Origin of the sequence: Polyangium sp. 6x1, from assembly GCF_029946515.1 — a bacterium.
GTDB lineage: Bacteria > Myxococcota_A > Polyangia > Polyangiales > Polyangiaceae > Polyangium.
Genome location: NZ_JARZHH010000089.1, coordinates 1 through 22,707, shown reverse-complemented (window position 1 = coordinate 22,707; position 22,707 = coordinate 1). Strand labels below are relative to the sequence as shown.

The 22,707-nt window shown below is 68.2% G+C and carries 21 protein-coding genes, 1 tRNA gene and 1 pseudogene; 10 read left to right on the top strand and 13 right to left on the bottom strand.

Translation table 11 applies throughout. The features are described from left to right. Positions 1–29: 29 nt before the first annotated feature. Positions 30–515, top strand: a complete 486-nt coding sequence (locus tag QHF85_RS44205) for a DoxX family protein (protein ID WP_281333522.1) — start codon at positions 30–32, stop codon at positions 513–515. Positions 516–530: 15 nt separating this feature from the next. Next, the gene (locus tag QHF85_RS44200) at positions 531–1,217 is read left to right on the top strand and encodes a glutathione S-transferase family protein (RefSeq protein WP_281333521.1); all 687 of its coding nucleotides are present in this window, start codon (positions 531–533) and stop codon (positions 1,215–1,217) included. Between the two features lie 13 nt (positions 1,218–1,230). On the opposite strand, the gene QHF85_RS44195 is transcribed toward QHF85_RS44200, so the two are convergent. Further along, entirely contained in the window at positions 1,231–1,617 is a 387-nt protein-coding gene (locus QHF85_RS44195; protein ID WP_281333520.1) for a VOC family protein, read from the bottom strand. Between the two features lie 46 nt (positions 1,618–1,663). After that, positions 1,664–3,313, bottom strand: a complete 1,650-nt coding sequence (locus tag QHF85_RS44190) for an MFS transporter (RefSeq protein WP_281333519.1) — start codon at positions 3,311–3,313, stop codon at positions 1,664–1,666. Positions 3,314–3,408: 95 nt separating this feature from the next. On the opposite strand from QHF85_RS44190, the gene QHF85_RS44185 reads away from it, so the two are divergent. Next, positions 3,409–3,768: a GFA family protein gene (locus tag QHF85_RS44185; protein ID WP_348652813.1), complete on the top strand. Its 360-nt coding sequence runs from the start codon at positions 3,409–3,411 to the stop codon at positions 3,766–3,768. A gap of 16 nt (positions 3,769–3,784) precedes the next feature. Here QHF85_RS44185 and QHF85_RS44180 read toward each other — a convergent pair whose 3' ends face one another. Further along, positions 3,785–4,828, bottom strand: a complete 1,044-nt coding sequence (locus QHF85_RS44180) for a pyridoxamine 5'-phosphate oxidase family protein (protein ID WP_281333517.1) — start codon at positions 4,826–4,828, stop codon at positions 3,785–3,787. Between the two features lie 121 nt (positions 4,829–4,949). On the opposite strand from QHF85_RS44180, the gene QHF85_RS44175 reads away from it, so the two are divergent. Beyond that, positions 4,950–5,666, top strand: coding sequence for a TetR/AcrR family transcriptional regulator (locus tag QHF85_RS44175; RefSeq protein ID WP_281333516.1), 717 nt, complete (start codon positions 4,950–4,952; stop codon positions 5,664–5,666). Beyond that, positions 5,663–6,583: an oxygenase MpaB family protein gene (locus QHF85_RS44170; protein ID WP_281333515.1), complete on the top strand. Its 921-nt coding sequence runs from the start codon at positions 5,663–5,665 to the stop codon at positions 6,581–6,583. The genes QHF85_RS44175 and QHF85_RS44170 overlap by 4 nt, the downstream gene beginning before the upstream one ends. A 70-nt stretch (positions 6,584–6,653) precedes the next feature. On the opposite strand, the pseudogene QHF85_RS44165 reads toward QHF85_RS44170, so the two are convergent. After that, positions 6,654–6,847, bottom strand: a pseudogene (locus QHF85_RS44165) (class I SAM-dependent methyltransferase); the annotation flags it as partial. 56 nt (positions 6,848–6,903) lie between these two features. Beyond that, positions 6,904–7,821 carry an NAD(P)/FAD-dependent oxidoreductase gene (locus QHF85_RS44160; RefSeq protein WP_281333513.1) on the bottom strand — a complete coding sequence of 306 codons (918 nt, stop codon included), beginning with the start codon at positions 7,819–7,821 and terminating at the stop codon, positions 6,904–6,906. A 323-nt stretch (positions 7,822–8,144) separates the two neighbouring features. Here QHF85_RS44160 and QHF85_RS44155 point away from each other — a divergent pair, with 323 nt between their 5' ends. Together QHF85_RS44155 and QHF85_RS44150 are read left to right on the top strand one after the other, a co-directional pair. Beyond that, entirely contained in the window at positions 8,145–8,969 is an 825-nt protein-coding gene (locus QHF85_RS44155) for a hypothetical protein (RefSeq protein ID WP_348652812.1), read from the top strand. Between the two features lie 63 nt (positions 8,970–9,032). Next, on the top strand, positions 9,033–9,551 hold the full coding sequence (locus tag QHF85_RS44150; RefSeq protein ID WP_281333511.1) for a hypothetical protein: 519 nt from the start codon (positions 9,033–9,035) through the stop codon (positions 9,549–9,551). A gap of 79 nt (positions 9,552–9,630) precedes the next feature. Here QHF85_RS44150 and QHF85_RS44145 read toward each other — a convergent pair whose 3' ends face one another. The 4 genes from QHF85_RS44145 to QHF85_RS44130 are packed head-to-tail and all read right to left on the bottom strand — an operon-like array spanning position 9,631 to position 13,012. Next, positions 9,631–12,018 carry an excinuclease ABC subunit UvrA gene (locus QHF85_RS44145; RefSeq protein ID WP_281333510.1) on the bottom strand — a complete coding sequence of 796 codons (2,388 nt, stop codon included), beginning with the start codon at positions 12,016–12,018 and terminating at the stop codon, positions 9,631–9,633. A 12-nt stretch (positions 12,019–12,030) separates the two neighbouring features. Beyond that, positions 12,031–12,243, bottom strand: coding sequence for a hypothetical protein (locus QHF85_RS44140; RefSeq protein ID WP_281333509.1), 213 nt, complete (start codon positions 12,241–12,243; stop codon positions 12,031–12,033). After that, on the bottom strand, positions 12,240–12,686 hold the full coding sequence (locus tag QHF85_RS44135; protein WP_281333508.1) for an SRPBCC domain-containing protein: 447 nt from the start codon (positions 12,684–12,686) through the stop codon (positions 12,240–12,242). The genes QHF85_RS44140 and QHF85_RS44135 overlap by 4 nt, the downstream gene beginning before the upstream one ends. Further along, positions 12,683–13,012, bottom strand: a complete 330-nt coding sequence (locus QHF85_RS44130; RefSeq protein WP_281333507.1) for a metalloregulator ArsR/SmtB family transcription factor — start codon at positions 13,010–13,012, stop codon at positions 12,683–12,685. Before QHF85_RS44130 ends, QHF85_RS44135 begins: the two co-directional genes overlap by 4 nt. 172 nt (positions 13,013–13,184) lie before the next feature. On the opposite strand from QHF85_RS44130, the gene QHF85_RS44125 reads away from it, so the two are divergent. Further along, positions 13,185–14,141 carry an AraC family transcriptional regulator gene (locus QHF85_RS44125; RefSeq protein WP_281333506.1) on the top strand — a complete coding sequence of 319 codons (957 nt, stop codon included), beginning with the start codon at positions 13,185–13,187 and terminating at the stop codon, positions 14,139–14,141. Positions 14,142–14,153: 12 nt separating this feature from the next. Here QHF85_RS44125 and QHF85_RS44120 read toward each other — a convergent pair whose 3' ends face one another. The 3 genes from QHF85_RS44120 to QHF85_RS44110 all read right to left on the bottom strand — a co-directional run bounded on the left by QHF85_RS44120 (position 14,154) and on the right by QHF85_RS44110 (position 16,471). Then, positions 14,154–15,092, bottom strand: a complete 939-nt coding sequence (locus tag QHF85_RS44120; RefSeq protein WP_281333505.1) for an alpha/beta hydrolase — start codon at positions 15,090–15,092, stop codon at positions 14,154–14,156. Positions 15,093–15,153: 61 nt separating this feature from the next. Beyond that, positions 15,154–15,897 (bottom strand): SDR family oxidoreductase, encoded by a 744-nt coding sequence (locus QHF85_RS44115; RefSeq protein WP_281333504.1) that lies wholly within the window; start codon positions 15,895–15,897, stop codon positions 15,154–15,156. 498 nt (positions 15,898–16,395) lie between these two features. Beyond that, positions 16,396–16,471, bottom strand: a tRNA-Asn gene (locus QHF85_RS44110). Between the two features lie 137 nt (positions 16,472–16,608). Here QHF85_RS44110 and QHF85_RS44105 point away from each other — a divergent pair. Next, positions 16,609–18,201 carry a lipopolysaccharide biosynthesis protein gene (locus QHF85_RS44105; protein WP_281333503.1) on the top strand — a complete coding sequence of 531 codons (1,593 nt, stop codon included), beginning with the start codon at positions 16,609–16,611 and terminating at the stop codon, positions 18,199–18,201. A 109-nt stretch (positions 18,202–18,310) separates the two neighbouring features. After that, complete coding sequence (gene ettA / locus QHF85_RS44100; RefSeq protein WP_281333502.1) at positions 18,311–19,990, top strand: energy-dependent translational throttle protein EttA; 1,680 nt, start codon at positions 18,311–18,313, stop codon at positions 19,988–19,990. Between the two features lie 75 nt (positions 19,991–20,065). On the opposite strand, the gene QHF85_RS44095 is transcribed toward ettA, so the two are convergent. Next, on the bottom strand, positions 20,066–22,707 hold a 2,642-nt coding region (locus QHF85_RS44095; RefSeq protein ID WP_281333501.1), incomplete at its 5' end, for a MopE-related protein.

Below are 22,707 nucleotides of genomic sequence, written 5' to 3'. Positions count from 1 at the left end.
GTTACACAAGAGGGGCAAAGGAGATCGTCATGAAGCGACTTCTCGAGACCCAGGAGCAGAACCTCGCCCTCTTCGTGCAACGCCTCGTCCTCGCGCTCGTCGTGTTCCCCCACGGCGCGCAGAAGCTCTTCGGCTGGTTCGGCGGGCATGGTTTCTCGGGCACGATGGGGTTTTTCACGAACGTCATGCACCTGCCCGCGCCGCTCGCCTTCCTCGTCATCCTGGGCGAATCGGCGGGCGCGGTGCTGCTCGCGTTCGGCGCATTCTCGCGCGTCGCCGCGTTCGGGATGACGTCGATCATGCTCGGCGCAATTCTGACCTCGCACGCGCAGCACGGGTTCTTCATGAACTGGTTCGGCGCGCAGCAAGGCGAGGGCTTCGAGTATCACCTGCTCGCGCTCGCGCTGAGCGTGCCCGTGATGGTCTACGGCGGCGGCAAGTACGCGCTCGATTCGTGGCTCGTGGAGAAGCTTGCGCCCGCGCCGCGGCTGTCCAAGGCTCTCGTCCACGGCTAATCCGAGGAACACGCCATGACGCAACTCACCCTCATCAGCCACGAGCTTTGCCCCTACGTCCAGCGCGCCGCCATCGTGCTCGCCGAGAAGGGGGTCGAATTCGAGCGGGTCGACATCGATCTCTCGAAGAAACCCGACTGGTTCCTCGCGATCTCGCCGCTCGGCAAGGTTCCCTTGCTCCGCGTGCGGGACGAGGGCGGCAAGGAGGCCGTGCTGTTCGAGAGCCTCGCGATCTGCGAGTACCTGGAGGAGACGCAGCCGGGGCCGAAATTGCACCCCGAGGATGCGATCGAGCGAGCCCGTGACCGCGCCTGGTTCGACCTCGCCTCGGGCCTGCTCGGAGACATCTGGGCCCTCGAAACGACGAAGGATCCCGACGTGTTCGAGGCCAAGCGCAAGGCGATCGCGGCGAAGGTGGAGATTCTCGAAGGCGCCGTGTCGGACGGGCCCTATTTCCACGGGCGCACGTTCAGCATGGTCGACGCCGTCATCGCCTCGGCGTTCCGATACTTCGAGGTGATCGACGCGATCCGGGACACGCGCGTATTCGAGACGGCGCCTCGCGTGCGCGCCTGGAGGGCCGCGCTCGCGGAGCGGCCGAGCGTGAAGGGGGCGGTGCCCGTGAATTACCCGGACAAACTGCGCGCGTTCCTCGCCGCGCACGACGCCTACCTGCTTCGACAAGCCCCCCAAGGCGCCTGAGCCGCGCCGCCCGTCACCCCATCGGGGTGCAAAGCTCGACGAGGAACCCGTCGAGATCCCGCACATACGCCACGGTCTGGCCCCACGGCTTCGTCTTGGGCGCGCTCACGCCCTCGGCGCCCGCAGCGACGGCGACCTCGAAGGCCGCGGGGACGTCGGGCGTGGTGAGCGCGATCTCGACCGCGGCCGCAGGCTCGTTCGGTCGGCTCGCGCGGAACGTGAAGCCGTGAGAACCGGCGAGGGATTCGCTCACGAAGGCGAGCGCGGTCGCGCCCGTCTCCATCTCGGCATATTGGTTCGATTCGTGGACGAACCGGCGCGCGAGCTTGAACGCCCGCTCGTAAAACGCGACAGCCCGCTCGACATCCTGCACGTAGAGAATGACGTATCCGAGATTCATGCGGCGGCTTGTAGCACGCGGCCTGTGCGAGGCTCAAGGGCGGTGTTCAGGGCTCTTCCCGGTGCGCGCGGTCCTCGATTTGGAGGCCGCGCGCGCGGGCCGCGGCCGCCGAGCGCGCGTCGACGAGGTGCACGACGCCGGCGTCCTCGGAGAGCGCGCGAATGCGATCGAGGAGCGCCTTGTCGGCCGCGACGGCGCGGCGGTGCTGGCGGAGGTGCTCGGCCCATGAGGCGACGAGGAACGTCTCGACGAGCCGGTGCTCGCCGCCGAGGTCCTCATAAAGCGCCCAATCGAAGGCCCCGTCGCGACGCCGGAGCGATTCGAGGTCCGCGGCGAGCGAGAGGAATTCGGTGCGGCGCTCCGGCCGGACGACATAACGACGCTCGACGAGCACGGGGCCGGCGTCGACGTCGATCGAGACCGCGATCACGGGCTCGGGCCAGGCATTGAAGCTCGCGACGTCGTCCCTGCGCGCGGCGCCGAGCTTCCAGCGGAAGGCCGAGAGCAGGCCGAGGAGCAGGCAGCAGGCCGCCGCCGAGAGCGTCGCGGCGCTGCCGATGCGCCCGGCGAGCGTGCCCCACCCGAAGCTGCCGAGTCCGAGCCCGCCCTGGAAGACGAGGAGATACAGGCCGAGCGCGCGTGATTGCACCCAGCCTGGGGCCGCCGAGCTCGCGGCCACGTTGAAGCTCGACATGATGCTGATCCACGCGACGCCCGCGGCGAGCATGGCCGCATAAAGCGCGGCCTCGACGCGGACGTGCGCGAGAATGCCCATCGCCCCGGCATACGCGATCGTCGCAAGGGCGACGAGGCCGTCGGAGCCGAGCTTTTGCCGCGCGCGTGGCATGACGGCCGCCCCGGCGAGCGCGCCCGCTCCAATGCAGCCGAGCAAGATGCCAAAGCGGAGCGCGGTCATGTGGAGCTCCCGCCGCGCGACGACGGGGAGCAGCGCCCACAATGCGCTGCCGGCCACGATGAAGGACGCCGCGCGCGCGAGGACGGCCCGGAGCGCGGGCGCCCGACGCGCGAAACGAAGGCCCGCGACGATCGCGCCCACGACACGCTCCGGCGGGAGCGTCGCTTTCGTGACGGGAGGCTTCCAGCGGAGCACCTGGACGACGACGACGGAGAACGCGAGCACGTTGAAAGAATAAACGGGTCCGCTGCCCGCGAGGGCGAGGCCAATGCCGCCAAGGGCGGGGCCGATCGCCCGCGCGACGTTGACGGCGACGCCGGCCAACGTGACGGCCGACGCGTGCTCGGATCGGTCGACGAGCGACGGGAGAATGGCCGGCCAGAGAGGCGCCGAGAGCGCCGCGCCGAGGCCGAGGGCAAACGTGAGCGCGAGCAGGCTCTTCGGGCCGAGGAGCCCGGCAAAGGAGAGCGTCGCGAGCACGACCGAGACCAGCGCCATCCACGCGGCGAACGACGCGAGGAGCTTTCTGCGATCGAAGATGTCGCCGAACGCGGCCGCGGGCAAACCGATCAAAAAGACGGGCAGGCTCGAAGCCGTCTGGAGCAACGCCACATAGACGGGCGCCGTGCCGAACGACGTCATGTCCCAGCTCCCCGCCGCATTCTGGACCCAGAGCCCGACGTTCGAGGCGAGCGTGCCGAACCACAAGGATCGGAATACCTCGCGGCGTAGCGGCGCCCACGCGTCGGGCGTTGCGGTCTCGCTTGCTCCTGTCGTCATCGCCGCCCCCAGACTAGCATTTCCCCGTGGACCGCGGACGGATCCGCGGACAAACTGCGCTGTGCGTCGAGGCGACGCGCGAGGGAGTCGAGCACATGAACGAGACGAAGACGTACACGGGCGGGTGTCACTGCGGGCAGGTTCGTTACGAGGTGAAGGCCGGCATCCAGGACGTGGTGTCGTGCAACTGCTCCATTTGCATGAAGACGGGCTCGTTCCTGGCCTTCGTGCCGGCCGCGGCGGTCCAAATCCTCTCGGGCGGGGACGACGTCAAGGACTACCAGTTCGGCAAGAAACACATCCACCACATGTTCTGCCCGACCTGCGGGATCCGCACGTTCGGCCGCGGCGCGATGCCCGACGGGACCGAGATGTACGCGATCAACGTGCGCACGCTCGACGACGTGGACCTCGGCGCGTTCAAGGTGAAGGAGTTCGACGGCAAGAGCCTCTGACGAGGCCCGAGGGGCCTCAGTAGCGGTTCTTCTCGTAGTCCTGCTCGAGCGCCCAGCCCATCACGGAGCCCATCACGGTCTTCGAGGCGAGCGCGCGCAAGGTGGACGCCGCGAGGCCCTTCTGCTTGTTTTGCTTCACGTGATCGACGAAGACGTCGGTCATCTTCGGCAGCTCGCTGCGGGGCACGTGGCGTGACGCGCTCCAGAGCTCTGCGTCGCGCACGGCCGCGCTTTTGACGATGCGCGCGGATTCGACCTCGAGCAGCATCGAGAGCTTCGGCGTCTTGTTCTCGACCGCCATCGACGCGAGCAGCGTCGGCTCGATGGTGAGCGAGGCGCGGCCCGAGAGCTCCACCACACGATCGTCTCCAGGCCGGAGCGCGAGCAGCGCGACGCGTGGCTGCTCGAGCAGGTTGTGGAAGGTGTCGGTGCGTCGGTTGCCCGGCCGGTCCGCCACGGCGAGCCGGCCCTGCGCGTCGATCCGGAGGAAGCCCGGAGGGTCTCCTTTGGGGCTCGCGTCGGCCGCGCCCTTCGCGTCCCACGAGGTCAGCGTCACGAAGGGCACGTGAGAGAGGAACGAGAGCACCTCGGCATCCGAAAGCGGTCCCGAGGGAGCGGCGAGCAGCGGCAGCGAGGCTCGGGCCGGCGGCTCCCATAAGGAGGACCGTAGAATCGCCTTCGCGCAGTGCATGAAGGCCTCTTCGACGGTGACCACGAGCTCCGCGCCGTCGAGCGAGGGCCGACCATTCACGCGCAGCGTTTCGCCGAGCCCCGGAACGAAGAAAAGCAGCGAGCACCCGATGCGAACATCGATCGCCGCGGGCTCCGGCAGCGTGAAGCGCAAGTGAGCACCGTCGATCACGCGCGCAAAGCCTGGGGTACCTCCCACGGGCCACGCGCGCGCTCGGCCGTCGGCGTCGGCGAAGCCCAGCACGGCGAGCGGCGAGCGCGCGAGGAGCCGCGCGCAGTGCACGTCGAGCGTGTCGATGGACTTCATCATCACCCCGAGCGGCCTACCGCCAACGACCTGCTCCAGCGCTTCGATGGTCTTCAACTCCACGACCCCTACCCTACGCTTGTTGATGATGACTTGCAACTTCATTTTCTTCCGCACCCCGCCCTGCGCCGGCGCGTTGAATTTTCTTGGCAGTTAGTGAATGACTAACTAATCATCTGGGGCCGTGCCGCCCGTCACAGAGTCCGAAGGGACGTTCACCCGCATCCTCGACGAAGCCGAAGCGCTGTTCGCGACGCGCGGCTATCGGCGTACGCGGCTCTCGGAGGTCGCCGCGGCCGTCGGGGTCAGCGAACCGGCGCTCTATCGGTACTTCCGCGGCAAGGACGCGCTGTTCGAGCAGGTGCTGCGGCGCGCCGCCGCCTCGCCGGGTCCTTACGAGCCCCCCCGAAAGCTCCCGGTGCCGAACCCCGAGCCCGGCCAGATCGAGTCCTTCCTGCGGGCCTTCTTCGAGAAGAGCCGCCGCGTGGCAGCCCTCGAGCGCGCGCTCGGCGGGCCCGCTCCCTGCACCCCGGCCGAAACACGAACGGAGCTCGCGGGCGTCGTCGGCGAGCTGTTCGACCTGGCGACGAGGTATCGAGCAGGGGCGCGCATCATGAACGCGAGCGCGCTCGAATCGCCCGAGCTCGGGCGCATCTGGGACGAGAACGTCCGCGGGTATTTGACACGCGCCGTCGAGCGCTACCTCGGCCGGAGGTCGGACGAGGGCCTGCTCGTGTTGCCCACGGCGCCGAGCGACGCGGCCATCGTCCTCGCGAGCCTCGTGACGAGTTACGCGGTGAACGAAGCCGATCTCGAGATGCTCGGCTCCGCCTCGCACCGGCGCGAGGTCGTCGTCGCGTCCGTCGTCGCCATGCTCGAACCCAGAAAGGTCACCCCATGAAGCTGCCCATCCCCCTGCGCACGCGCCGCTGGGACGACGAGATCGCTGAGCTCGATCCCGAGCGCGATTACGAGGCCATCGTCTTCAGGCTCTCGAACCACGTCTTTCCGTTCGAGATCCTCCTCGCGATGGAGATCGCGCAGCTCAGGACGTTCACGATCCCGACCATCAGCAAGCTCTTGCATGCGACCGGGCAATACGAGCGCGAGGGTCCGAAGCGGCTCGACGACACGAAGGCCATCCTGAGCGAGATCCACCGGCCCGGCCTCGAATCGCCGGCGAGCCGCGAGATGGTCGAGCACCTGAATCGCATCCACGGGCTGTACCGGATCTCGAACGACGATTATCTCTACACGCTGAGCACGTTCATTTTCGATCCCATCCTCTTCATCGACAAATGGGGCCACCGCGCCATGACGGAGAAGGAAAAGGACGCGTTCTACTTCCTCTACCGCCGGCTCGCCGAGCTCATGCACATCCGCGACGTCCCGGAGAGCCGCGCGGCGTTTTTCGCGTGGCGGCAGGACTACGAGCGCCGCGCGCAGCGCTATGCGAGCGAAAACGAGGCCGTCGCGCGAGGTCTGCTCGTCGCCGTTCAGGGCCTCGTGCCGCCGGTCCTCGCCCCGTTGATCGAGCCCGCGGTCGTCCTTCTCACCGCGGACATCGGGTTCCGCGCCGCGCTTGGTCTCCGTGAGCCCGACCCCGGCCTCGCTCGCTCGCTTCGCGCGTTCCTCGCCGTCTATCGCCGCGCCGCGCGCCATGTCTCGATCTACGAGCACCGTAAGTTCGAGGACAGCGCCATCTATCGCAACTACCCCACCTATCCCTCGGGCTACGACCGGCTCCGCCTCGGCCCCACCAAAGCGCTCGAGATTCTCGCGAGGAAGAGCGCCGAGCAAGCCGTCGCCGGAAAGTAGAGCCTACAGTTCCGGCTCACGCGATGCGCCGCGCCTTCAGCACCGTGTCTTGAATGGTGATGGGTTCGGCGGCGCGCGCGCGATCGAGCGCGACATGCGAGATGTCGACCGCCGTGACGCGCCATCCTTGATGCGCGAGCCATATCGCATCCGCGCCCAGGCCACACCCCACGTCCAGGGCCGTGCCGGCAGGGAGGCCCTCGACGTTCTCCGAAGGAAAGGATTCGGCTAGCCATCCCACGCCCCTTTGTGATGCAGGTACATGCGATCCCAGAAGGCCGCATCGAATCCGTGGTCCATGCACGCGCCTTCGTGTCCCATCACAAGGCCCCGCTCGATACGAGCTCCATCGTGAGCTCGACGTTGATCATCGCCGCCGTCTGCGTTCCCATCGAAGCCGCGGCAATGGCCGCTTGCATCCGCGTCGTCAGGTCGCCCGCCGCATAGATGCCCGGAATGGACGTCTCGCGCTTCATCGCGTCGACCCGAACGTAGCCATCGTCGTCGAGCGCGACGCCGAGCGCTCGGACCAGATCGACCTGTCGCTGCGGGGGATGCGCGTAGAGCACCTCGCAAGGCACCGTGGTGCCATTCGAGAGCTCGACGGCTTCGAGGCGACCCTCCCGCGCGACGAGCCGCGTCACCGGGGCCGTCTCGAATCGGATCCCCGCGGCCTCGAGCCGGTCGCGCGTCTCTTGCGGGACGTCGAACGCCCCACTCGTGAAGACGACGACGTCACGCGTCCATCCCCGCGCCATGAGGGCAAACGGGAGGAGATGCGAGGCGTCCGCCGCGCGAGCCAGATATCCCCATCGACGGTCCTTTACCTCCCAGCCGTGGCAATAGGGGCACTGGAAGATGGATTGGCCCCAGAGCTCGCGGAAGCCCTCGATCGGGAGCAGCTCGTCGATCATCCCCGTGCAGAGGAGGACGCGACGCGCGTCGACGGTCTCCGACGTCAGTTCGACACGGAACGCGCCGCGCGTCCCCGAAATGGATTCGACGCGAACGTCACGCGCTTCGACACTCGGGTAGCCTTCGAGCTGCCGACGGCCGATCTGGCGGAACTCGCCCGGCGGCGTCCCGTCGCGCGTGACGAAGTTGTGGATGTGCTCCGCGGCCGCGTTCCGTCGCGGTCCAGAATCGCAGAGCAGCACACGCTTGCGCGCGCGACCGAGCGCAAGCGCAGCCGAAAGGCCGCCGGGGCCGCCTCCCACGATGACGACGTCGTAGAGCATGTCCGATCTCCTCGATGAAGCCGTGGGCCGCCCCGACGCACCGGATACCGACGCGCAGCCGGGGACGACCATCGCAGCGCCGAGAACGGCGCTCGCCTGAAGCCACTCGCGTCGAGCGAGGAGCGGAGCGTCGGTCTCGTTCGCCATGCCCCCGTCGTAACGCGTCGGGCCGAGGAGCCGTAGAGCGCGGCCTTTGATGGCATCGGCGAAATTTTCGATCGGGGGACGGCGAGCTCCCGGACCCGGCCGGAGGGAACCTCGGGGCGCCGAGGTCGAGATCCGTGCTCATAAAAGCGTGTGGTCGTGATAGAAATGCGCGGGTGATGCGTCGCTTCCTGCTCTGCTTCGTCCTCGTGCCCGTGATGATCGCCGCCTGCGGCGCGCGAACCGAACTGTCGGTGGGCCCTCCGCCTGCGGAGGGCGAGGGAGGCGGGGGCGGCATCCCCGCGCCGTGCGTGGATGGCGTGATCGCGGCTTGTGGACTCGATGTAGGCGTGTGTTCGCCGGGGACGCGGGTCTGCGTCGGCGACACGTTTGGTCCATGTCAGGGGGCCGTCGGGCCATTCGAGGAGGCGTGCAACGAGCTCGACGACGACTGCGACGGGGTCGTCGACAATGGCTTCGGCGTGGGGGAGGCTTGCGACGGCGATGATTCGGATGCGTGCGCGGACGACGTGATGACCTGCGGCGGCTGCACGCACGGCACGAACAACGTCGAGATTTGCAATGGAAAGGATGAGAACTGCAACGGCATCATCGATGCGGACTGCGAGGTTGGGAATTGCGAGCCGACGCTCGTCGTCACGGGCTCGACGCCGTCGAGCCCGAATTGTGTCGATTTTCCGGTAGAGGCGGGCTCGAAAGGCGTGATCCAGTATCCTTGCGGCGGCGGTGCGGTGACCGCGACGATGGGGAGCATCCAGTTTACGGGCACGGTGCAGAACGGGGTCGTTGCCTTGTCGGGGACGGCGCAGATCATCGGGCCGGATGGTTGCACGTGGCAGATGAACCATTTCATCGATGGCAATATCCCGAGCGGCACGCTGACGTATTCCTATACGGAGTTCGTGGTGATGGGCGGGCCGTTCTGCTGGCAGCCATGCACGGAGATCGGGGAGGTCGAGATCAAGTGGACGGCGGAGCCGTAATGGAGACGCATGCATCCACACCGCACGCTTGACATGAGCGGGCACTCTGCTTTCGTGCCCGCCGTGCGACTCTCGCTCTCTGCCGTCCTCGCGTCCGTCGCCCTCGGCTGCGCCAGCAGCGCCGCGACCGGGCCCACCGTCGTCAGCATCCCCGAGGCGCCCGCGCAGGCGGACGCAGCCCCGGCGCCGGATCCCGCGCCGCCGGCCAAAGTGAGCGCGCGCCACCCGCGCTCAGCCGTCATCGAGCGCGTCGACGCGAAGCTCCGCGCGTCGAGCCGGGAACGCCGATCGATCCAGATCGACGCGAAAGGGCGCATTGTGGTGAGAGACGCCGCCGAGCGCTACGAAGAAGAGCTCTTCCTCGATGACGTGGAGCGCGTGGAGTACGAGCTCGAGGCGCAGCGGCCGGAGCCGCATTTCGTGAAGCTGTGGATCAAATCGAGCGGAGCGTCGCGGACGCGCTATCGCATGGGCGACGCGGATTGGATGCTCTCCACGTCCAATTACGTGGTGCTGTCCTTCTCCGACGAGGCCTCCGCGCGCGACGCGGCCGCGGCGCTGCGATCGATCACGGCGCCCTGAGCGGTATCCGACGACCACGCGCAGGGCCCACCCTGGCCGGCGCGTTCGCGGCGCCGGCACGTAGGAAACGCGGATTCTCTCAGCGAGATTTGGCAGCCTTCGGACGGCTCCCGACGAACGCCGCCAGGTGCTCGCCGGTCAGCGTCGACTTCGCCGCCACGAGGTCGGCCGGGGTGCCTTCGAACACGATCCGCCCGCCTTCGTGGCCCCCGCCCGGCCCGAGGTCGATGATCCAGTCGGCGTGCGCCATCACCGCCTGGTGGTGCTCGATCACGATGACCGACTTGCCGGCGTCGACCAGCCGATCGAGCAGCCCGAGGAGCTGCTGGAGATCGGCCAGGTGTAGCCCCGTCGTCGGCTCGTCGAGCACGTAGACGCCGCCGTCGGCCCCCATGTGCGTCGCGAGCTTGAGCCGCTGCCGCTCGCCACCCGACAGCGTGGGGAGCGGCTGGCCGAGCCGCAAATACCCGAGCCCCACGTCGGCCATGCGCTGCAGGATCGCGTGCGCGGCCGGCGTGCGCGCCTTGCCGGCGCCGAAGAAGGCGACCGCCTCGGCGACCGACAGGTCGAGCACCTCGGCGATGTTCTTCCCGCCGAGCCGATACTCCAGCACCGACGCCTGGAATCGCTTGCCCTCGCAATCCTCGCAGACCGTGCTGACGCCGGCCATCATCGCGAGATCGGTGTAGATCACCCCGGCGCCATTGCAGGTCGGACAGGCACCCTCGGAATTGGCGCTGAACAGGGCGGGCTTGACGCCATTCTCCTTCGCAAACGCCTTGCGGATCGGCTCCAGCAGATCGGTGTACGTCGCCGGGTTGCTCCGTCGCGAGCCACGGATCGGAGCCTGATCGACCGATACCACCCCGTCGCGATTGCTCACCGATCCGTGGATCAGCGAGCTCTTGCCCGACCCCGCCACGCCGGTCACCACCACGAGCACGCCGAGCGGAATGTCGACGTCGACGTTCTTCAGGTTGTGCGTGCGGGCGCCGCGCACCTTCATCACACCCGACGGCTTCCGCACCTTCGGCTTCAGCGACGCCCGATCGCTCAGGTGACGCCCGGTGAGCGTGCCGCTCGCCCGCAGCCCGTCGACGGTGCCCTGGAAGACGACCTCGCCGCCGGCGGTGCCGGCGCCGGGGCCAAGGTCGATCGCGTGATCGGCAATCGCGATCATCTCCGGCTTGTGCTCGACCACGAGGACGGTGTTGCCCTTGTCGCGCAGCCTTAGCAGCAGATCGTTCATCCGCTGGATGTCGTGGGGGTGCAGCCCGATCGTCGGCTCGTCGAAGACGTAGGTCACGTCGGTGAGCGACGACCCGAGGTGGCCGATCATCTTCGTGCGCTGCGCCTCGCCGCCGGACAGCGTGCCGGTCGGCCGATCGAGGCTGAGGTAGCCGAGCCCAATCTCGACGAACGAATCGAGCGTATGCCGCAGCGTCGTCAAAAGCGGCGCGACGGACGGCTCGTCGAGGCCGCGCACCCACGCGGCCAGGTCGCTGATCTGCATTGCGCAGGCGTCAGCGATGTTCTTTCCCTTGATCTTGGAGGACCGGGCGGACTCGCTGAGCCGCGTGCCGCCGCACTCGGGACACGTGGTGAACGTGACCGCGCGCTCCACGAACGCGCGGATGTGCGGCTGCATCGCGTCGACGTCCTTGGAGAGGTACGACTTCTGGATCGACGGGATCAATCCCGCATACGTCAAATTGATCCCGTCGACCTTGATCTTGGTCGGCTCCTTGTGGAGCAGGTCGTGCAGCTCCTTCTTGGAATACTTGCGAATGGGTTTGTCCGGATCGAAGAATCCGCAGCCGCGGAAGATGCGGCCGTACCAGCCATCCATGCTGTAGCCGGGGATCGTGAGCGCACCCTCGTTGAGCGATTTCGTCTCGTCGTAAAGCTGCGACAGATCGATGTCGCTCACCGATCCCATGCCCTCGCATCGCGGGCACATGCCGCCGGTGCGGGTGAAGACGACCTTCTCGGCCTTCTTGGCTCCCTTCTCGACCGTGATCGCGCCGGTCGCGCGGACGGACGGGACGTTGAAGGAGAAGGCCTGGGGCGAGCCCACGAACGGCTTGCCGAGGCGGCTCCACAGCACCCGCAGCAGGGCGTTGGCGTCGGTCACCGTGCCGACCGTCGAGCGGGGGTTGCCGACCAGTCGCTCCTGGTCGACGATGATTGCGGTCGTCAACCCGGAGAGGACGTCGACTTCGGGCCGATCCAGCGTCGGCATGAACCCTTGCACGAACGCGCTGTAGGTCTCGTTGATCAGCCGCTGCGACTCCGCGGCGATCGTGCCGAACACCAAGGACGACTTGCCCGATCCCGAGACGCCGGTGAACACCGTCAGCCGCCGCTTGGGGATGTCGACGCTGATGTCCTTCAGGTTGTTTTCCCGGGCGCCCTGGACGCGGATCCGGTCGTGGCTGTCGGCGGGGCGCTGGTTGGTGGAGCTCATCTTCGCGATCCTTCAGTGGGTGCGTCGCGCGCGACCCTTGAGATACGGCAGTACGAACAAGTAGAGGCCGGTGAGCGTGAGCAAGGCGAGCGGGAGCAGCGGCGAATAGGTCACGAGGGCCGGCGGCTGCCCCTGTCCCCGGGACAGGACGATGATGTTCGCGAGGACGGCCACCGTGAACGCGATGGATATCCAGCGGTGAAACTGCCGCATCCAGAGGCTCATGCGATCCTCGCGAGCAGGTCGACGAGCTTGCCGCCCATCATCTTCCAGCCGTAACGCGCGCCGCCGAAGTTCTGCTTCTGCTCCGGCTTGAAGCCCGATTGCACGAGCGAGAGGCGCGTGCCCGACGCCGTGGGCGTGAGCGTGAAGGTAACGACGGTATCGATTTCCATGTCGCCGACGACCCACGTGTAGCTGAGCTTCCTCAGCGCCTCGATCTCGACGAACCGGCAATTCACGGTGCCGTCCCAGCCGGGGTACGGCTGCGTCTTCAGCTTGAACGCCGCCCCCGTCTCGAGCTTGAGATCGATGGAGGGCAAAAGCCACTCCACGAGCAGCTCGGGGTCCGTGAGCGCGCGCCACACCTTCGCCGGCGCGTGATGCAAATCGAACTCGAAGGAAATGGAATCCGTTTGCGATGGCGCAGTCTTGTCGATGAGATTCATTCGTCCATTTTCTCCAGAAGTTTTTCGAGACGATCGACGCGCTCCACCCAGAAGGCGCGGTAGTGCGCGATCCAGTCGACCAGCGGCTTCAGCCCGCGCGGCTCCACCCGGTAGTAGACGCAGCGCCCCTCGCGCCGGCCGCTCACCAGGCCGGCGTCTTTCAACGTGGCGAGGTGCTGCGAGACCGCCGGCTGTGAGATGTCGAAGCGCGCCGTGAGGTCCTTCACCGCCGCTTCGCCACGCGTGAGCGACTCGAAGATCGCCCGGCGGCTGGGGTCCGCCAGCGCCTGGAAGATCTTGTCTTCGGCCACGGCCGCGCTCTGCATGACGAACTTATAAGCCGACACTTATCGGTTTGTCAAGCGCGTGGATCGTGCTGCCCGGGATCGGCGCAGCAGGGGGCAGGAGCCTCACGCTCCTCCGGCGGCGCTCGGCTTCCTCGGCCCCGACGCCCGAGGTAGGGCCCGAGCGCGAGACGAGCTAGGATGGCTCGTCCTCATGCATTCGCGATCGTCGGATTCGACCCTCACGCCGGGGCAGGAGACGTCAGACCCGCTCGCAGCCGTCATCGCGCTCCTTCGTCCTCAGACGGTGCTCTCCAAGGTGATCAGCGGCGCGGGACGCTGGAGCGTTCGCTACGCCGCGCACGAAGATCCGGGGTTCTGCCTGATGCTCGAGGGGTCGTGCTTCCTCGACGTCGATGGAGTCGGCGCCGTCGAGCTCCACGAGGGCGACTTCGTCCTGCTGCCAGCCACGCCCGGCTTCACGATGGCGAGCGATCTCGCGATGAAGCCGACGCTCATCAAGCCCACGACACCGGTCGCGGAGCTCCGACACGGCACGAAAACGGGCCCACCGACGATGCGGCAGCTCGGCGGATACTTTCGCGTCGATCGCACGAATGCTCAGCTCGTCATGCGTTTCTTGCCGTCGATGATCCACATTCGGCGCGACGAACCCGGGGCCACGCGCCTGCGTCGAATCGTCGAGCTGATCGCCGAGGAGACCGGCGCGTGTCTTCCGGGGCGAAGCTTGATCCTCGAGCGGCTCGTCGAGGTGCTCCTCGTCGAGGCGCTGCGCTTCCGACCGGCAGAAGCGGCGACGCAAGAGAAAGGGCTGCTCGCAGGCCTCTCCGACCCGGCACTGGCGCGTGCGCTTCGAAGCATGCACGAAGATGTGGCTCACAAATGGACCGTCGCGGCCCTGGCGCGCACGGCGGGCATGTCACGCGCGGCGTTCTCCGAGCGGTTCACGCGAAGGGTCGGGATGCCGCCGATGGAGTACCTTCTCGAGTGGCGCATCGCGATCGCAAAGGACATCCTTCGTCGCGAGCACACACCGCTCACGGAGGTCGCCGAGATGATCGGCTACCAGTCCGCGAGCGCATTCAGCACCGCGTTCACGCGCCACGCCGGATGCCCGCCGAGTGGGTTCGCGCGCTCGATGCGTGCCTGAGCCCGAATGCAATCACCCCAGCAGGCGCGCGATTGCGGCGCGGAGCTCCGCGGCGTAGCGGTCCGTCGTGTTTCCGGGGAAAAAGTCGAAGCCGTGGATGCCGCCCTGATAAACGTGGAGCTCGACCGGCACGCCTGCGCGCGAGAGGCGCATTGCGTACGCGACGTCCTCCTCGAAAAAAAGATCCACGGAGCCCACGGCCAAGAATGTCGGAGGCAAGTTCGTGAGATCGGTCGCGAGCGACGGCGAGTAGTGACCTTCGCGATCTCTCGGAATCGGCGCGTCGCCGCGCATCGAGCGCCATGCGAAGCGGTTGATCGCGCGGGTCCATCCGAATTCGCCGGTGGTCGGATTGTCGACCGGTGCGTCGGATGTGCCCGTCCGCGTGTCGAGCATGGGATAGACGAGAACCTGCCCGGCGAGCGGGGCTCCTCCCCGATCACGATGCAGGAGCGCGGTCGCCGCCGCGAGACCTCCGCCCGCGCTGTGCCCCATGAGGAGGACGCGCGCGGGATCGACCCCGAGAGACGGCGCCTCCTTCATCACCCAGGAGAGCGCGGCGTAGCATTCCTCGACGGGACCGGGGAACGGGCTCTCCGGCGCGAGGCGATAATCGACGCTCACGACGAGCGCGCGGTGCTCGTTCGCGAGCTTCACGCACATGGCGTCCGTCATCTCCGCCGCACCTGCGATGAAGCCGCCGCCGTGCACGTAGACGATGGCGCGCGACGGCGGGGGCCCGTCGTGCGGTCGGTACTGAAGCACGCGAACCTCACGCGGTCCGGGGATCCAGCGCTCCTCTCGGGCGTCCGGCATCGCCGGAGCGATCTGCGCGTACGACGCGAGCAACTGCTTGCGAAAGACGTCGAGCGGGTCTCGCTCGGGGTCGAAGAGGCCGGCCGATGCGACGAAGTCGCGGACAGCGGGATCGACGAGGTGGAGGGTGTTCATGGCCGTACGAGTTCCTTCCTTTGCGACGGGTCCGGCGTGAGCGCTCGATGCTCGGCGACGCTCATTTCGACGACGCCAGCGCCACGGCGTCAGGCCCGGCGGGGAATCGGAGCTGCCCCGACGTGTCGTTCGCGGCGCGGTACACGACCTCGGCGACGTCGGACTCTTTCGTCACGAGCGATTGCTGCGCGAACGCACCGAGGACCCGCTGCGCGAAGGGCGCGTACGCCTCCGGAATGTTTCCTTCCATGCGCGGCCCCGCGTTGTGCGTGAAGGCCGTCGTCGGGCAGTAGCCAGGCTCCACCAGCTTGACGCGCACGTTCAGGGCTTCGAGCTCCAGCGCGAGCGACGCGGTGAAGCCTTCGATGGCCATCTTGGTCGCGGTGTACGCAGCGGCCAATGGCATTGGCGCGAGCGTCACGCTCGACGTGACGTTCACCACCACGCCCGATTTCCGCTGGCGAAATTGAGGCAACACGGCCTGCGTCATCGCCATTGTGCCGAGGGTATTGGTCTCGAACATCTCCCGCGCGATGGACATCGGCATCGCCTCGAACGCGCCGATGGCACCGACGCCCGCGTTGTTGACGAGCACGTCGATCGGCCCGCTCGCCTCGATCGCGCCCGCGATGCTCGCGGCGTTCGTGACGTCGAGGGCCAGGATCCGGAGCCGTTCCGAGCGCGGCAGAACGTCTTCGCGCGGCTTTCGCATGGTGGCGATGACCCTCCATCCTTGCGCGTGGAAGTAGCGGGCCGTTTCGAGGCCGTATCCAGAGGAGCAACCCGTGATGAGAACCGTTTTCATGGTCAGACTCCGCTTCAGAGATTGTTGATGTCGTGGTGCAATGCCCCCTTGATGTAACCCCGCTCCTCGAGACGATCCATAATCCGGAGTCCATATTTCTTTCGTGATCGTCTTGATGGCACCCGATCGACGGCATGCCTTCGAAGCGTGTCAGCACGAAGGAGGCCAACGCCCATCACATCCCATGAGGCATTCCCTCCGGGCAGGTGGATGGCCGGCGTTATGCTCGTCCGCGGAGATGCCGTCCCGAGCGACGGCACGTCCGCGTCCCGAGCTCGAAGGACGTCGGCGGCGGTGACGAGGGCGAGCCCGTCGTGGTGGTGCTCCTCGTTGCCCCCGTCGAAGTACGAGCCGCGCCACGCGCGTCCGTGTCGAGCGTCGCGGGAGTGGCCGGCGTCGGCGGGCCGGTCCTCGAGCGCAGAAAAAACAAAGCCCCCAGGGCGTGTGCCGTGGGGGCTTTGTTCCTTGCTCTCGCGAGGAGCAAGATTGAGGAAAAATTGGCTCCAGCTGCTGGACTCGAACCAGCGACCCGGCGGTTAACAGCCGCCTGCTCTACCGACTGAGCTAAGCTGGAATGGCGTCGAAACGGACCGCGAGGATACCCGCGGAGCTTCGCCCGTCAAGAACTTTTTTCGAGGACCCGCGAAGCACGCCTCCCGCCAGGGCAACGAGCGGTTGCTCTCCACCGCGCGTTCTGCGAAGAAGCCGGCCGTGCAAGACGCCGCGCCCGCCCCCGCGACGAACGTCCCCGCGCCTGCCGCGAGCGGAGCGGCCCCCGCGACCCCGACGCCGAGCGCCGCGCGCACCGCCGGGCGCGGCGGGCTCGCCATCGCCTTCGCGAAGGTGTCGTTCATCATCTTCGGCTTCGTCCAGCAGCTCCTCCTCGAACGGCTGCTCGGGCAAGCGGGCTACGGGCAAATCTCGCGCGTGCTCGCGATCGTCGGCGTGCTGAACAACGTCGTCGTCGCGACCGCGATCCAGGGCGTGTCCCGCGCGGTCTCGACGGCCCAAGAGGGGGATGTGGACGCGGCGTTCGCGCGCACGCTGCGCGTCCACGTGGTGCTCGCGGTCGTGCTCTCGCTCGGCTTCGCGCTCGCCGCAGGGACGATCGCGGCGGAGGTCGGCGCCCCGCACGTCGCGACGCCGCTGCGCTTTGTCGCCGCCGTGGTGCTGCTCTACGGCATCTACGCGCCGCTCGTGGGCTCGCTGAACGGGCGCAAGCGCTTCCTCGACCAGGCCGGGCTCGACGTGGGCTACGGGCTGCTCCGCACGATGGGCATGGGCGTCGGGTCCTTCGTGCTGCTCCGGCTCGGCGGGAGCGGGACGCTTGGCGCGACGCTCGGGTTCGTCTCCGCCGCCGCGCTCATCGTGCCGATCGCGCTCACCCGCTCGGGCGTGGGCCGCTCGGGCGCCGGAGGGCCGAGCGCGCGCGACTACCTCGGCTTCCTCGGCCCGCTCGCGCTCGGTCAGATCGCGCTGAACCTCCTGCTCCAGACCGATTTCCTCCTGCTCAGCCGCTTCGTCGGGCGCGAGGCGAGCCGGCTCGGGCTCGCCGCCTCCGCGTCCGACGATCTGCTCGGGATCTACCGCGGCGTGCAGCTCTTCTCGTTCCTGCCCTACCAGCTCCTCATGTCCGTGAGCTTCGTGCTGTTCCCGATGCTCGCGAAGGCCCGCGCCGAGAAGAACGAGCCGCTCGTCGCCGAGTACACGCGGGCCGGCGTGCGCATCGCGCTCGTGGTGACGGGCGCGGTCTCGGGGACGATCTCGGCGCTGGCGCCGCACGTGCTGCGCTTCGCCTACAAGTCGAGCGCGATCTCGGAGCACGGCGGGCCGGTGCTCCGCGTGCTCGCGCTCGGGATGGGATCGTTCGCGATCCTCGGGATCAGCTCGGCGGCGCTGACGGGGCTCGGGCGGGAGCGGGTGAGCGCGACGTTCAACGCGCTCGCGGTTTGCCTCGTGGCGCTCGGGTGCGTGGTGGTGACGCCGCGCCTCTCGTTCGGCCCGTCGATGCTGCTCGGGACGGCGATCTCGACGTCGATCGCCCTCGGCCTCGTGGCCATCGTGGCGGCGGTCGCGCTGCGCCGCGAGGCGGGCGCGTTCGTCGCGCCGCTCTCGCTCGTGCGGGTGCTCGTGGCCACGGCGGTGACGGTGGCCGTGGGGATGCATCTGCCTTGGCTCGGCAAGCTCGGCGTGCTCGCCGAGGGCCTCGTGACCGGCGCGCTGTATCTCTTGGTGCTCGTCGTGACGGGCGAGCTTGGCAAGAAAGACCTGTCGCTCGTCGGCAAGGTTTTCGGGAAGGCCTGAAGTCACGGGACAACCCGCACGTCGGGCGTGACGAATCGTCGGCTTTCAGTATCCTTCGCCTCCCCTTCGCCTCCCCCCATCATCAACTCGCGAGAGCGGTAAGAGAAACGTGGCGCATCAGTTCATTTTCACGATGCAGGACGTCCGGAAGGTGCACCCCCCGAACAAGGAGGTGCTGAAGGGCCTGTGGCTCTCCTTCTTCCCGGGCGCGAAAATCGGCGTCCTCGGGCACAACGGATCGGGCAAGAGCACGCTGCTGCGCATCATGGCGGGCGTCGACAAGGAGTTCCTCGGCGAGGCCAAGCCCGCCGACGGCACGCGCGTCGGCTTCCTCCCGCAGGAGCCGAGGCTCGACGCGGGCCGCACGGTGCTCGAGAACGTCGAGGCCGCCGTGTCGGACACGCGCACGCTGATGAAGCGCTTCGAGGAGATCGGCGTGCTGCTCGGCGAGTCGCCGGACAACATGGAAGAGCTCCTGGAGGAGTACGGCGTCCTGCAGGACAAGATCGACGCGTCGGGCGGATGGGAGCTCGATCGCGTGCTCGAACGCGCGATGGACGCGCTGCGCCTGCCGCCCCCGGACGCCCTGGTCGAGCACCTCTCGGGCGGCGAGCGTCGCCGCGTGGCGCTCTGCCGGCTGCTGCTCGAGAAGCCGGATCTCTTGCTGCTCGACGAGCCCACCAACCACCTCGACGCCGAGAGCGTCGCGTGGCTCGAACATTTCCTCGCGGAGTACACGGGCACGGTCGTCGCCGTGACGCACGATCGTTACTTCCTCGACAACGTCGCGGGCTGGATCCTCGAGCTCGATCGCGGCGCGGGTTACCCGTACGAGGGCAACTACTCGGGCTGGCTCCAGCAGAAGAAGAAGCGGCTCGAGCTCGAGCAGAAGCAGGAGTCGGCGCGACAGAAGACGCTCGAACGCGAGCTCGAGTGGGTGCAGATGAACCCGCGCGCGCGGCAAGCCAAGAGCAAGGCGCGCCTCGCGGCCTACGAGACGCTGCTCGCCGAGGATCAGAAGGCGAAGGAGTACTCGCCGAGCCAGATCCACATCCCGGCCGGCAATCGCCTCGGCAACGTGGTCGTGGAGGCCGATCACCTCTCGAAGGCGTTCGGCGACAAACTCCTCATCGACGACCTCAACTTCTCGCTGCCGCGCGGCGGGATCGTGGGGGTCATCGGGCCGAACGGCGCGGGCAAGACGACGCTGTTCAAGATGATCATGGGCCTCGAGAAGGCCGACAAGGGCGCGCTCCGGGTCGGCGAGAGCGTGGAGCTCGCCTATGTGGATCAGTCGCGCGACGCGCTCGATCCGAACAAGAACGTCTGGCAGGAGATCTCGGGCGGCGAGCCGACGCTCACCGTCGGCAAGCGCGAGGTGAACTCGCGCGCGTACGTGTCCTCGTTCAACTTCCAGGGCGCCGATCAGCAGAAGAAGGTCGGTGATCTCTCGGGCGGCGAGCGCAACCGCGTGCACCTGGCGAAGCTGCTCCGCCGCGGGGGCAACGTGCTCCTGCTCGACGAGCCGACGAACGACCTCGACGTCGACACGCTGCGCTCGCTGGAGGAGGCGCTGCTCGACTTCGCCGGCTGCGCGGTGATCATCAGCCACGATCGCTGGTTCCTCGACCGCATCGCGACGCACATCCTCGCCTTCGAGGGCGACAGCAAGGTCGTGTGGTTCGAGGGGAACTACCAGGACTACGAGGCGGATCTGAAGCGCAGGAAGGGCGCCGACGCGAACGAGCCGCACCGGATCCGCTACCGGCGCATGAGCGACGTGGGCTGAGGTTTCGTTCGAGCACCAAAGAAAAACGCCCCCGAATCCTGCAGGATCGGGGGCGTTTTCTTTTACGGGATCACGTCAGGGGCAGGTGAGGACGCAGAGGCTCTCGGCCTCGGACAAGCACTGAGAGTCCCATCCGGTGCTGCAGCAGAAGGAATCCTGGGCGCAGACCGTCGCCACGCACGTGTTGCAGCTCGTCGTGAGCGGGCCGCCGATCTCGCACACGTCGTGCGCGCAGCAGGAGGTGTCGCCGCAGTAGTAGTCGACCTCGGCCGTGCACGTGATGTCCCAGGTACCGCCGCCCGCGCCGCAGCAGTAGGGGTCCTGCACGCAGACCGTCGCGATGCAGGTGTCGTTGTTGCAGCCGCTCGTGAGCGCGACACCTGCCGTGCACTTGCTGTGCGCGCACGTCGGGGCGCAGCCATTGTCGACCGTGCCGTTGCAGTCGTTGTCCTTCGCGTCGCCGCAGACCTCGGTCGCCGGGAAAATCGTCTGCGTGCAGCCGAGCGTGCCCGCCGTGCAGGCCGTCGTGCCCTTGGCGCATTCCCCGAGCTTGCCGGTGACGGTGCAGGCCGCGCCGCCGCCGGGGTTGCCGTTGTCGACCTGGCCGTTGCAATCGTTGTCCTTGTTGTCGCAGATCTCGGCCGTCGGGGAGACGGTCGGGTTGCAGAGCAGCGAGCCGCCGGCGCATTGCGTGGTGCCGGCCGAGCAGACGCCGGGCTGGCCCGTCGTGCAGGCCACGCCGCCGCCCGGGTTGTTCTCGTCCGTGAGACCGTCGCAATCGTTGTCCTTGTTGTCGCAGGTCTCGGCCGAGGGCGACACCGTGGGCGTGCAGGCGAGCGCGCCCGAGGTGCATTGCGTGACGCCGGCGGAGCAGACGCCCGGCTGGCCCGTGACGCACGCGCCGCCGCCGCCGGGGTTCGATTCGTCCGTGGCGCCGTCGCAATCGTTGTCCTTGCCGTCGCAGACCTCGGGCGAGGGCGTCACCGTCGGCGTGCAGACGATCGTGCCATTGCTGCACGTCTGCGTGCCCGTGCCGCAGAGGCCGGGCTGGCCCGTGGCGCACGCGCCGCCGCCGCCGGGGTTGCCCTCGTCGACCTGACCGTCGCAATCGTTGTCCTTGCCGTCGCACGTCTCCGCCGAGGGCTGGGTCGTCTGGACGCAGTTGAGCGCGCCGCTCTGGCACTGGAACGTGCCGGGGGCGCAGACGCCTTGCTTGCCGGGCACGCTGCAGGCGCCGCCGCCGCCGGGGTTGCCCTCGTCGAGCTGGCCGTCGCAGTCGTTGTCCTTGTTGTCGCAGAGCTCGACCGAGGGCTGCGTGGTCTGCACGCACGAGAGCGTGCCGTTCTGGCATTGCAGCGCGCCCGTGGCGCAGACGCCCTGCTGGCCGGTGACGCACGCGCCGCCGCCGCCGGGGTTCGACTCGTCGGTGGCGCCATTGCAGTTGTTGTCGAGGCCGTCGCAGATCTCGACCGAGGGCTGGACGATCGACGTGCACTTGATCTGGCCGTTCTGGCAGGACGAGGTGCCCGTGGCGCAGATGCCGAGCTGACCGGTTTGGCAGGCCGAACCGCCGCCCGGGTTGTTCTCGTCCACCTGGCCATTGCAGTTGTCGTCGAGGCCGTTGCAGCTCTCGGCCGAGGGCTGCACGTTCGGCGCGCACTGGAGCGTGCCGGAGGTGCAGGTGATCGTGCCGGGGGCGCAGACGCCCGGCAGGGGCGTGGTGCAGGCGACGCCGCCGCCGGGGTTGCCGTCGTCGACGGCGCCGTCGCAATCGTTGTCGAGGCCGTCGCAGGTCTCGGCCTGCGGCTGCTTGGGGACGCACATCTTGGGTTGCCCGCCGACGCACGCGGCGACCGTGACCTGGCAAGCGCCGAGGCCGCACGTGACGGTGCCGAGGTTGTCGTCGATGAGCAGGTTGCAATCGTCGTCGACGCCATTGCACTGCTCGGGCTGGCCGGGCAGCGGGGTGCATTGCTTGGGCACGCCGTTCACGCAGTTCGGGCTCGTGACGACGCAGGCGCCGGCGCCGCAGGTGGTCTGGCCGAGGTTCTCGTCGGTCTGACCGTCGCAATCGTTGTCCGCGCCGTCGCAGGTCTCGTCGGCGGGGACGACCTCGCCTTCGCAGGCGCTCCACTTGCCGCCCACGCAGGTCTGCGAGCCTTCCTTGCACGCGCCGACGCCCGCCGTCCCGGCGCCGCCGGAGTAGCAGGGCTGCACTGCGCCGTCGAGGCAGGTACATCCCTCGTCGATGGTGCCGTCGCAATCGTCGTCGGTGCCGTCGCAGGTCTCGGCGGTCGCGGGCGGCAGCGGGATGCAATCGGGGACGATGCCGTTCTCGCAGCCCGCGACCGTGACGGAGCACGTGCCCTTTCCGCAGGTGACCTGCGGGATGGCGTCGTCGACCTGGCCGTTGCAATCCTCGTCCTTGCCGTCACAGACCTCGGGCGCGCCGCTCGGCAAAACCTCGCCGGCGCAGGTCGTGTCCCACTGGCCATTCACGCACGCGGCAGAGCCGCCCTTGCATTCGCCGATGCCCTGCGTCGTGGGATCGCCCGAATAACACGGCTTCGTGTCCCCATCGTTGCACGCCGCGCCGCCGCCCTGGCCCCCCGCGCCGCCCTGGCCGCCCTGCCCCGCGACGCCGCCGGAGCCGCCCTGGCCCCCGATGCCGCCCGCGCCCGCGACGCCGCCCGAGCCCCCATTGCCGGCGGCGCCTC